We start from the raw sequence: 9,750 nt of genomic DNA, 5'->3' as shown, positions 1-9,750 counted from the left end.
CCCTGACTTTACCAGAATTTTTCTCCCTAACCGCTCCCGATGGCGATATTACCTATGAATTAGTCGATGGAGAAGCGATCGCAAAAATGTCACCGAAATTCTTTCATTCTCGTTTAACTCTGGCTTTATCTTCTATACTCGATCGCTGGAATCAAGGACGGGGAGAAGTGGGAATCGAATGGGCGATCATTCTCAGCAAAAACGATCGAGATTGGTGTCCCGTTCCCGATCTTCTCTACATTTCCCTGGAAAGGTTAGGAGATATTCCCCTCACCGATGAAGCTTGTCCCGTTCCCCCGGAATTAGTCATCGAAATTATCTCTCCGGAACAATCTTTCAGCAGCCTGAGCGAAAAAGCCGTGGACTACCTAAAAGCGGGAGTCAGTCGCGTCTGGATCGTCGATCCCCGGGCCAAGCAGATCACAATTTTCTATCCCGACGCACCCCCGGCGATTAAAAAAGGCGATGACGAAATTAGCGATATTCTCCTCCCCGATTTAACCCTAACCCCCAGACAAATTTTTGCCAAGGCCCGATTAAGTTAAGTAGGCAGGCGTTAAAAATCATCAGATCCCCCCTTATTAAGGGGGGATCGACACCCCCCTTATCAAGGGGGGCAGGGGGGATCGAAGCTAAAGTCCATTTTTAATTTAATTATAACCAGCTACTTAATGCCCTACAGTCTCGTTCTCAATCTCACCCCTCGATCGCCGATCTATCCGAATTTTCTCACCGGACGACATCTTCATGCGCTATTCCTTACCCTTGTCAGTAGTGTCGATCAGGAATTAGGGAAAATTCTACACGCAGCCGAGGCAGATAAAGCTTTTACCTTATCGCCACTACAGATGCAATCCGGGGGAAAAACGATAAATTCCCCGCAGTGGCGATACGAACGGCCAATCGCCCCCGAAACTCCCTGCTGGTGGCGGATTTCTCTGCTCGATGACCGATTATTCGGTAAATTAACCTCGCTCTGGTTGAATCTCAATCCAAAACACCCCTGGCATCTCGGTTCCGCCGATCTCGTTATCACTAGCGTCCTCGCCACCCCACAATCGGTTCAACCCTGGGCGAACTCCTGTACTTATCAATACCTGTATGAAAACGCCTCGGAAACGAATCGGGAATTTGATTTCCTTTTCGCCACCCCCGTCACCTTCCGGCAGGGAAAATTCGATAGTGCCTTACCGACGCGGGAACTGGTGTTTAATAGCCTTCTTAATCGTTGGAATCGCTATAGCGGTATCCCCTTCGATTCTATTGCCCTAGACTCGATTTTTCCCAGTTTCTTCGATATTCAAACGAAATTAGCCGACGAAGCCTATAAAAACCAGTCGTTCGGTTGTGTGGGCGAGATTCACTATCGTCTTTTGGGAGAGGTGGAACCCGCAAAGATTAAAGCGATTAATGTACTGGCGGATTTTGCCCTCTACGCGGGAGTGGGACGGAAAACCACCATGGGAATGGGGATGACTCGCAGAATTGCTAAGGAGAAAAGATAGTTATGGATGAATCTGATTACATACCGATCGCCGCTCTCAACCATTACGCCTACTGTCCCCACCGTTGTTGGAGAATGTTCGTCGCCGGGGAATTTCTCGATAATAGCTACACGATCGAGGGAACAAATTTACACGAGCGAGTTCACACCGTCGGGGCGGGAAACCGCGAGGAAATATGGCAAATTCGGGCGATCTGGCTTAAATCAGACAATTACCGTCTCATCGGTAAAGCCGATCTGATCGAGTCCCACGACGGCGAATTTATCCCCGTGGAATACAAACGGGGCAGTAAGGGCGAATGGGATAACGACGAGTTGCAGGTGTGCGCTCAAGCTCTGTGTTTGGAAGAAATGACTGGAAAAAGGCTAGATACCGGCTATATCTACTATGCCAGTTCTCACCAGCGTCAACCGGTGGCGATCGATCTTGCTCTACGGCAACGGGCGATCGCTACGATCCGAGCAGTTGAAACCCTGATCCAGACGGGAAAAATGCCCCCGGCGATCTATTCACCCCGCTGCAAGGGATGCAGTTTGTTCGATCGCTGCTTGCCCCGATTAACCGAAAAAGTCCAACGATATCGAGAGGAAGACTAAAAAATATGGGAACGGTATATGTGACCAGAGAAGACGCATTTCTCGGCAAAAATGACGAGCGTTTAACGGTTAAAGCATCCAAGGAAACGATCCTCGATGTACCTCTATTGAACGTGGAAGGAGTGGTGATTTTCGGACGGGGTTCAGTTTCTCCCGCATTGGTGATCGAACTGCTCGAACGTCATATTCCCCTGAGTTTTGTCACTGTCACGGGAAAATATCTCGGTAGATTGGAACCGGAGATGACCAAAAATATTTTCGTTCGTCGAGCGCAATGGCAGGCCGCGGGCGATTCTCCGAAAGCCATTCATTTAGTGCGGGGATTCGTCCGCGGCAAGCTGAAGAATTACCGCAACATTCTACTCCGTCGTCAACGCGATCGAAAAGACTTGGATTTACAAACAGCGATCGCTTGTTTGGAAGCAGCGATCGGCTCGATCGAAACAACCTCGGCGATCGATTCTCTCCGGGGGTTAGAAGGAGCCGGAAGCGCAGCCTATTTCAGTTGTTTTGATTCCTTAATTCTCGGTGATACTTTTACCTTTACCTCGCGTAACCGTCGCCCCCCGCGAGATCCAGTCAATTCTCTTTTGAGTCTGGGTTATGCGTTATTGCGCCATGACGTGCAGAGTGCGATCAATTTGGTCGGTTTTGACCCCTATCTCGGTTATCTTCACTATCAACGCTATGGTCGCCCCTCGCTGGCACTGGATCTGATGGAGGAATTTAGAGCGATCGTCGTTGATGCCGTGGTTCTCAATGGGGTCAATCACCCTTATCTTACCCCCGAACATTTCACCACCGAACCCTTAAGTGGTGCGGTTTCCTTGACGAGAGAAGGTTTACAGATTTTCCTGCGCTTGTACGAACAGAAGAAACAATCGAAGTTTAAGCATCCAGTAATGGGTAAACAGTGTACTTATCAAGAAGCTTTCGAGATTCAGGCCCGACTAATGGCGAAATATCTCATGGACGAGACGGATAAGTATCCACCTTTGATTTTAAAGTAGGTAGAGGCGATCATGTATTTTGTTGTCAGTTACGATATTTCCGACGATAAGCGACGAACCAAAATTCACAATACGTTAAAGTCCTACGGCCAACGGGTGCAGTATAGTGTTTTTGAGTGCGATCTAACCGATACCCAGTACGCTAAGCTGCGCGGGCGCTTGAGTAAGTTGATCAAACCCGATACCGATAGCATCCGCTTTTATTTTCTCTGCGCCTGTTGTCGGGGTAAAGTGGAACGTATCGGTGGTGAGTTACCCCGGGATAATACGATTTTTTTTGTTTAGCTCGGTTGCGCTTCCGGGTAGCTGTAAAAATCCTTAACTATTATCTGGTGGCTGAAAAGCTTATGCAATATAGATTCGAGATGATTTTCCTTTCTAACGCGGGGCGCACCTTATCCCGTAGGGTTTTGCGGGGTCTTGAAGAACTGGGTCACTTGCTGTACAATAGATTTATTGCGGGTGCGGCGCATACGAACCTTGAAAACCCCATAGCGTATAGCTTTTACCACTGGGCGGTTCCAATTAATCTTAAACCCTATTAGGGATTGAAACAACAACTTAATGGGCAACGCGCCCGGAATAGGGAAAGTTCCAATTAATCTTAAACCCTATTAGGGATTGAAACATTATTAGAAGGATCACAATCTTGATGATGCACCGTCGTTCCAATTAATCTTAAACCCTATTAGGGATTGAAACCGGGCCGGGAGTTTATCATCGCTTTTGATCAAGATAGTTCCAATTAATCTTAAACCCTATTAGGGATTGAAACATTAGTAATCCCCCGATCCTTTTCTGAAAAATTTTGTTCCAATTAATCTTAAACCCTATTAGGGATTGAAACCAACAAATTCTAATCATAATGAATTGATTAAAGAGTTCCAATTAATCTTAAACCCTATTAGGGATTGAAACAATCCTCTTTTATCGATGTACGATGCACAATGCTGTTCCAATTAATCTTAAACCCTATTAGGGATTGAAACTCGCTTTGTAGAGAAAGCCATTGATGATCATTTTTGTTCCAATTAATCTTAAACCCTATTAGGGATTGAAACAGAGCGGGATAATCCCTCTAAATCCCCCCCCCCATGTTCCAATTAATCTTAAACCCTATTAGGGATTGAAACATCTGGTATTTAATCTTGAGTCCTGTAGATTGCTCGTTCCAATTAATCTTAAACCCTATTAGGGATTGAAACACGCATATTGCGGACTCTTGCAACTGCGACATAACTGTTCCAATTAATCTTAAACCCTATTAGGGATTGAAACTTTTGGATTTTCTGGAACCCTTTGGTTTATCTTTTGTTCCAATTAATCTTAAACCCTATTAGGGATTGAAACCAAATAATCGGATCAGTCCCGATTACAGGATTCCGTTCCAATTAATCTTAAACCCTATTAGGGATTGAAACATTGTCAAATCGGGGCATAATTTTTTACCTCTACAGTTCCAATTAATCTTAAACCCTATTAGGGATTGAAACAAAGTAGTGGCTCCTACGGGAGCGGCCACTGTTAAAGTGTTCCAATTAATCTTAAACCCTATTAGGGATTGAAACAAGGTGAGCAAAGAGGGGAATGTGAGTTTTAATACTGTTCCAATTAATCTTAAACCCTATTAGGGATTGAAACAACCCAGAGGGCAAAACTGCCAGACAGGTGCGGCGTTCCAATTAATCTTAAACCCTATTAGGGATTGAAACTTGCCTCTCTCACTAGGGGATGCTTTAGCGCAGGTTCCAATTAATCTTAAACCCTATTAGGGATTGAAACGATGGTGATCTATCGAATTATTTCAAGCTCTGCGATGTTCCAATTAATCTTAAACCCTATTAGGGATTGAAACAACTGGGGGGATACCCAGGGGCAGTCTTGGAAGGTTCCAATTAATCTTAAACCCTATTAGGGATTGAAACAAATCATGATGGCTTTTTCCGATAATACCAATCTAGTTCCAATTAATCTTAAACCCTATTAGGGATTGAAACACTGCCAAGCCGATTGTGTCTGCGCCAGAAAAAGAGTTCCAATTAATCTTAAACCCTATTAGGGATTGAAACCGGAAGTGGGGACAGTCGCCACTAAACGGGATGATGTTCCAATTAATCTTAAACCCTATTAGGGATTGAAACCCACTAGCGATCGATGCCCCTTCAGTCGCCGTCAAGTTCCAATTAATCTTAAACCCTATTAGGGATTGAAACATTCGTGTCGGTGGATATGCCAATTACAGCGAGTCGGTTCCAATTAATCTTAAACCCTATTAGGGATTGAAACATCGAGTTGTCAGTTTTGAATCTGTGGAAAGCGGGTTCCAATTAATCTTAAACCCTATTAGGGATTGAAACCCTGCTTCGAGGCAAGTCCCCGACGGAAATTGTAGTTCCAATTAATCTTAAACCCTATTAGGGATTGAAACAAACCATTTCCCCCCAAGAATCTTAAAAAATTGAGGTTCCAATTAATCTTAAACCCTATTAGGGATTGAAACTATCAATTCTCGATTTTTTAGGCATTTTTACCTCTGTTCCAATTAATCTTAAACCCTATTAGGGATTGAAACGGGACAGAGAGCCTCATCCTCGCCCTAGCCAAACGTTCCAATTAATCTTAAACCCTATTAGGGATTGAAACGTTTTTAGCCTGAGAAAAGTCTTTGTTTTTACCGTGTTCCAATTAATCTTAAACCCTATTAGGGATTGAAACGTAAGCCACACCCCTTATACAGTGCGGCTTGCAACGGGTTCCAATTAATCTTAAACCCTATTAGGGATTGAAACAAAGGATGATCCCATCCATTGGGAGTGATTACTGTTCCAATTAATCTTAAACCCTATTAGGGATTGAAACAAATTGTAGAATTTTCGGAGGGGTATCTCATTCGCTGGTTCCAATTAATCTTAAACCCTATTAGGGATTGAAACTGACAAATTAACAAAAAACAACTGGGGAGATGCGGCATGTTCCAATTAATCTTAAACCCTATTAGGGATTGAAACGCACCATAATCTTGAAGCTGCTCGGACAGCTTTTTCAAGGTTCCAATTAATCTTAAACCCTATTAGGGATTGAAACGACAATCCTATAGATGATATAATAGCAGGGGTATTGTTCCAATTAATCTTAAACCCTATTAGGGATTGAAACTTGAGGTAACGCGGAGCGAGATAGACTTGGCCCACGTTCCAATTAATCTTAAACCCTATTAGGGATTGAAACACAGATATTATATAATGGAAGCATTATCAAAAGTCGTTCCAATTAATCTTAAACCCTATTAGGGATTGAAACCTAAATCAGAGATCGATCTAGAATCGCTTCTCAATGTTCCAATTAATCTTAAACCCTATTAGGGATTGAAACACTTCGATAGTAACTGACATTGATCCTATAAATTCTGTTCCAATTAATCTTAAACCCTATTAGGGATTGAAACATCAGCAATCAACTCTATTAGGATTAAATTGATGGGTTCCAATTAATCTTAAACCCTATTAGGGATTGAAACAGAAACCAACATTTTGATTGTTCATTCATCTTGTCCGGTTCCAATTAATCTTAAACCCTATTAGGGATTGAAACCAAGTATTTTATAAATTGGCTCAAAATATTGATTCCAAGTTCCAATTAATCTTAAACCCTATTAGGGATTGAAACTTTGTGATTTTCGAGATAGCTATAGCGAAAAATTGTTCCAATTAATCTTAAACCCTATTAGGGATTGAAACCCCGGCTAACGCGCCCATCATAGTCCCGGGATGACACCGTTCCAATTAATCTTAAACCCTATTAGGGATTGAAACGTGGAATTGATCTAATCACCCTTGAGGATTCCCCATGTTCCAATTAATCTTAAACCCTATTAGGGATTGAAACATTTTTTTTACTCCTAGCGTAAATTTTCTATCGGGTTCCAATTAATCTTAAACCCTATTAGGGATTGAAACCAACTTTTCTCATTAAAAGTGATGAATGAAACAAGTTCCAATTAATCTTAAACCCTACTAGGGATTGAAACGGCTCTAATGCCACGGGTTTCCTAACCGACTTTCGTTCCAATTAATGTTAATCCCTATTAGGGATTGAAACACCCTAAAGATTCAACGGCATTAGAAGCGATTATCGCGCCAATTCAGACTTGAATTGGCGTTTTTGTTCAGAATTTAAGTGATTAGGGGCTGACCTAGATAGGGCTGGCTGAATAATGGTAAAACCCTTTTAAAATAAGGCTTTTGACCTGTTAAAATCCGATGTTCATGCTGCGAATATAGGATTGGGACATTCAAAAACCTGGCATTATTCTTTTTATAGTACGCAAACTGGTACAAAAAAGCAGGGCAACAAAGCCTGAAACGACCGACGACCGGCTACTAACGACCGGCTACTGACTCCTAACCCCACCAACAAACTTTTTGCCGCAAACCCTATCTAAAAATCAAACTCGTCTAACCCCGGTTGTGGGGGAGGAAAGCGACTGCGAGGAGATTTTTTCGACTTTCTCAAAAAAGCGGGGATAAATGCGGCCATAAAAAATCCAATTCCCAAAGAAAAAGCCAATAAAACACCGATAGGTACTTTAATTGACTCAAATTGTAGAAACTTTAAAGAAACTGGTTGGATATTTTGAATAGCAAAAACTGCCATGGTCATAATCCAGCCGCCGACAATAGCACTAGCTAAAAAATTACTAATTGTATTCATGCTTGTCCTCGCCCTGTTTGTGGGAGATTTTTTCAGGTTTTGTAGGCTAATTTCGCAGTTAGCTCCCTATTAATACCATTTTTCTTTATTCGTGGCCCTCCTATCCATTAGTCGCATCTTTCTTAACATAAAATTTGACAAAAAGAGAAAAGTGTGCAAGATTGCTCAAGGGGGTTCTATGGGGAAAATAATTTGATCAGATAGTTTCCAAGTCTGGCTGATATCATGTTACCTTCCCAGTCCTAACCAAATAGTTTTAACACTAGGTTCACCGTCGCCTTTTCTACCTAAAAAAACCCCAAGAGAAGCAATCATTCTCACCGCTGAAGGTTGAAAATAGGGTGAATTCCCAAAATCAGATGTGGCACTGACGGCGGCTAGATTTGCCGAGGAATGTCGTACCCTTGTACTAAGTTGCCTAGCCAAGTTTTCCACGATACTGATTAACCTTTTCTTTCTTCTCGTGTCCCCTAGGTCTGCATACTGTAATTCTTGGGCTGCCCATTTCTCCATTTTTTTGCTCACCTCCACCTTGATTCCTTCTTTCAAAACTATACCTATCAATCGGTTCCCCTTTTTTTAAGTTTCTTCTCTTTTTGTTAAGAAAGATCTGACTAATGGATTAGGAAGGGGGGTGAGGGCAATTAACTATCTCTGCCATTATTTTTGAAAAATGGTATGACTTGGCATCATCTCCCCACTCCCCAACCCCCCACTGATTACTGATCACTGAAAAATCTCTTGTCTCTCAATCAAATTCTGCTTTTAAATCCCGACGCATCAATTCATAAACGGCAACTTGGGGAGAAATTTCCCCGCGCAAAAGACGATCAACTTGGCAGGTAATCGGTACATATAAATTTTTTTCTTGGGCAATTCTCATCAAAACTTCTGTGGTATTTATTCCCTCGGCAGTTCCCTCTAACTTTGCTAAAATCTCAGGCAAAGATAAACCTAAAGCTAATTGATAACCCACTTGATAATTGCGAGATAAAGGACTATTACAGGTAGCTAATAAATCCCCTAAACCCGATAAACCGAAGAAAGTTTCTTGACAACCTCCTAGACAAGTTCCCACCCGAACTATTTCCGGTAAAGCGCGAGTTAACAGGGCAGATTTGGCATTAGTACCTAACTGTAAACCATCGCAAACCCCAGAAGCGATCGCCATGACATTTTTTAAAGTGCCACCTAACTCAGTCCCCAAGGGATCGCTATTAAGATAAACCCGAAAAGATTCCCCAGATAATAATTTTTGTAACAATATTGCTGCTTTTTGCAGATAACTTGCTACCACCGTCGCAGCGGGTAAACCTTGATTAATTTCTTTAGCTAAATTGGGACCGGAAAGAACCACAAGGGGATTAGCGGGAAAAGCTTGATTCCAAAGATGAAAGGGGGTACGAGTGGTGATTGGCTCTAATCCTTTAGTAGCGGTGACGATAATTATGCGAGAATTTAATTGTAATTGCTGTAATTTTTCGATCGTTGGAACAACCCCTTTAATCGAAACTGCTGAAATAATTACCTCAGTATCTGCTATAATAGCCCCCAAATCTTCCCCAATATGACGCGACCAAACCCTAACAGCTAAGTGATTACGTCTAGCCAAATTAGCGAGAGTTTGTCCCCAAATTCCCCCACCTATCACCGTAATTTTCTTGGCATTTTCTAACAACTTTTATTCTCCTCCTTATTAGTGATCCCTGATCAGTGACTGGTTAGAAATGATTCGATTTGAAGGTTATGAGTCTTAAATGAAATTATTCACCGATTACTGATAAGTAGGTAGGTGTTAAAAGTTGTCAGACACCCCCCTTATCAAGGGGGGATTAAGGGGGGATCGGCACCCCCCTTATCAAGGGGGGATTAAGGGGGGATCGGCACCCCCCTTATCAAGGGGGGATTAAGGGGGGATCGGCACCCCCC

At 42.6% G+C, this 9,750-nt stretch carries 7 protein-coding genes, 2 pseudogenes and 1 CRISPR repeat array; of the genes and pseudogenes, 5 read left to right on the top strand and 4 right to left on the bottom strand.

Annotation, left to right across the window (positions count from 1 at the left end):
* Window positions 1-2: 2 nt before the first annotated feature.
* The 5 genes from EWV66_RS09875 to cas2 all read left to right on the top strand — a co-directional run bounded on the left by EWV66_RS09875 (window position 3) and on the right by cas2 (window position 3,396).
* Entirely contained in the window at window positions 3-545 is a 543-nt protein-coding gene (locus tag EWV66_RS09875) for a Uma2 family endonuclease (RefSeq protein WP_287109257.1), read from the top strand.
* Between the two features lie 126 nt (window positions 546-671).
* The gene (gene cas6, locus EWV66_RS09870; RefSeq protein WP_287109256.1) at window positions 672-1,505 is read left to right on the top strand and encodes a CRISPR-associated endoribonuclease Cas6; all 834 of its coding nucleotides are present in this window, start codon (window positions 672-674) and stop codon (window positions 1,503-1,505) included.
* 2 nt (window positions 1,506-1,507) lie between these two features.
* Entirely contained in the window at window positions 1,508-2,101 is a 594-nt protein-coding gene (gene cas4, locus EWV66_RS09865) for a CRISPR-associated protein Cas4 (RefSeq protein ID WP_287109255.1), read from the top strand.
* A 5-nt stretch (window positions 2,102-2,106) separates the two neighbouring features.
* Window positions 2,107-3,111 (top strand): type I-D CRISPR-associated endonuclease Cas1d, encoded by a 1,005-nt coding sequence (cas1d, locus tag EWV66_RS09860; protein ID WP_287109254.1) that lies wholly within the window; start codon window positions 2,107-2,109, stop codon window positions 3,109-3,111.
* Between the two features lie 12 nt (window positions 3,112-3,123).
* Window positions 3,124-3,396: a CRISPR-associated endonuclease Cas2 gene (gene cas2, locus EWV66_RS09855; protein ID WP_002742874.1), complete on the top strand. Its 273-nt coding sequence runs from the start codon at window positions 3,124-3,126 to the stop codon at window positions 3,394-3,396.
* 233 nt (window positions 3,397-3,629) lie between these two features.
* Window positions 3,630-7,209: a CRISPR direct-repeat array (repeat unit 37 nt; unit sequence GTTCCAATTAATCTTAAACCCTATTAGGGATTGAAAC).
* 339 nt (window positions 7,210-7,548) lie between these two features.
* Here the strand turns inward: cas2 and EWV66_RS09850 are convergent.
* The 4 genes and pseudogenes from EWV66_RS09850 to EWV66_RS09835 form a co-directional block, all read right to left on the bottom strand.
* Complete coding sequence (locus EWV66_RS09850; protein ID WP_002788612.1) at window positions 7,549-7,821, bottom strand: lipopolysaccharide assembly protein LapA domain-containing protein; 273 nt, start codon at window positions 7,819-7,821, stop codon at window positions 7,549-7,551.
* Window positions 7,822-7,986: 165 nt separating this feature from the next.
* Window positions 7,987-8,145: pseudogene (locus EWV66_RS24395) on the bottom strand (IS4 family transposase); the annotation flags it as partial.
* A 39-nt stretch (window positions 8,146-8,184) separates the two neighbouring features.
* Window positions 8,185-8,334: pseudogene (locus tag EWV66_RS09840) on the bottom strand (IS4/Tn5 family transposase DNA-binding protein); the annotation flags it as partial.
* A 235-nt stretch (window positions 8,335-8,569) separates the two neighbouring features.
* Window positions 8,570-9,499 carry an NAD(P)H-dependent glycerol-3-phosphate dehydrogenase gene (locus EWV66_RS09835; RefSeq protein WP_287109253.1) on the bottom strand — a complete coding sequence of 310 codons (930 nt, stop codon included), beginning with the start codon at window positions 9,497-9,499 and terminating at the stop codon, window positions 8,570-8,572.
* Window positions 9,500-9,750: the final 251 nt, after the last annotated feature.

It is taken from the genome of Microcystis sp. M_OC_Ca_00000000_C217Col (assembly GCF_007095585.1).
Taxonomy (GTDB): domain Bacteria; phylum Cyanobacteriota; class Cyanobacteriia; order Cyanobacteriales; family Microcystaceae; genus Microcystis; species Microcystis panniformis.
The sequence above is the reverse complement of the archived record's forward strand: the minus strand, read 5'-3'. Positions and strand labels throughout refer to the sequence as shown.